At 56.0% G+C, this 1,449-nt stretch carries 1 protein-coding gene; it reads left to right on the forward strand.

The features are described 5' to 3' along the window. The first annotated feature begins 556 nt into the window (after nt 1-556). On the forward strand, nt 557-1,075 hold the full coding sequence (locus tag ABD093_RS19740) for a phospholipase A2 (protein WP_377802428.1): 519 nt from the start codon (nt 557-559) through the stop codon (nt 1,073-1,075). Nucleotides 1,076-1,449: the final 374 nt, after the last annotated feature.

Below are 1,449 nucleotides of genomic sequence, written 5' to 3' on the forward strand. Positions count from 1 at the left end.
TCCGGGGCTCTGATCACGAGGGCTGTCACCACCGTGGTCTACTGGGCCGCCCTTGTCGTGCTAGAGCGCCCGTGGGTCGAAGGAGACACCCAAGCCGACATCCGCAAGAAGTACGAGCAGACGAACGCGATGACTGGGGAACAATTCCGGTCCGAGTGACCGGCGCTGACAGCGCCGGCCAGCAACTCCTCGGTCGAGTAGCGGAACACCGATGCGCAGGTCTTGGCAATTTCTCCGCCCGCAGAACGGAGAGCAGGCCCTTCGCGAGTTCTAGACCTCGGCGACCCTCACCCGCTGCACCCCGTCTCCCGAACTGTCCGGAGATCGCCATGTTTGCCGTTCACCATCCGGTAGCCATCTGGGCCAACGTTGTTGACATGTATCACACAATCACATATTGTGGAAGCGTGCAAAAAGGACGGACTTACCAGCGGGGGCGGCAATCTATGTTGTCACAACCACCCGAGGAAGCCTAACGTGAGGAGGGGTGATGGATACAGCGGTCCGAACAAGATTGTCTTTGAGTGTGCTAGCGTGGTTAACGATTATCGTATTGATGTTGGCGCTAGCGCCATCGCGGGCTGACGCGGAAACTACCGAGCACAGTTATACGCGCGACGGACTGACAGCAACCTGGAACTCAAGCGATTTTTCGGATCTAACTGTTACGGACACCCCCGCTACGGCCGAGTCCTCTGCCAGCAGTAAAGATAGCTACGTTGGTAATGCAATTATCGATGCATGGGAGTATTCTACATCTGCGCTTCAAGGTAGCGACCACAAGATAACCCCCTACGCACCCCCTAATGGGTGCAGCTATTCGCCGGACAGTTGGGGGGCAGCGAATTTTCGGCCCACATGTGATTCGCACGATATTTGTTACTCGAGCACCTCGGACCTTTCTCGTAAGCTTTGTGACCAGCGACTTCGTTATGGCCTTAGGGCCGCCTGTGATGCCGCATACCCGGACGGGAATCAGCAAGAGACGGCATGTTTGGGGGCAGCCAACACCTATTATCGCGCCGTACGCATATTTGGTAGAAGTCACTACGAGGGTACTGGAGACCCTGCTTGAATGGGGTGGGCATGAAGGCTGCGACCAACGCTGGTTTGGTAATTCTTATTTTCGGGCTCGTCCTGGCACTCGTATCATGCCTTTTCAATATGGTCACATCGGCCGACGGTGGCGGAGCCAACATAGGCGCGGGTATAGGCTTCATTCTGGGTCTCGCGTTAACTGTGGTTGGAGTGCTTTGCATTGGTGGTAGCGCAATTGCTTCCAAGGCGAGGCGGAAATAAGTGCTACCTCGTGCCTTCTCGTGATCGTCGGCGCACCATGCGGAGTCGCCCCTATCTCTGGATTTACTCTGAGGCAACCGCGCGGGTGTTTCGGAAAGAAGAAGTAATTGGTTCATGAGCACTCCAGCAACTTCAAAGAGCTCCTCTAGC

This window comes from Brachybacterium tyrofermentans, assembly GCF_039526165.1.
GTDB lineage: Bacteria > Actinomycetota > Actinomycetes > Actinomycetales > Dermabacteraceae > Brachybacterium > Brachybacterium tyrofermentans.

Excerpts from the sequence above, each read along its gene's own strand:
- ABD093_RS19740 (WP_377802428.1), top strand. The coding sequence starts at position 557 with ATGTTGGCGCTAGCGCCATCGCGGGCTGACGCGGAAACTACCGAGCAC.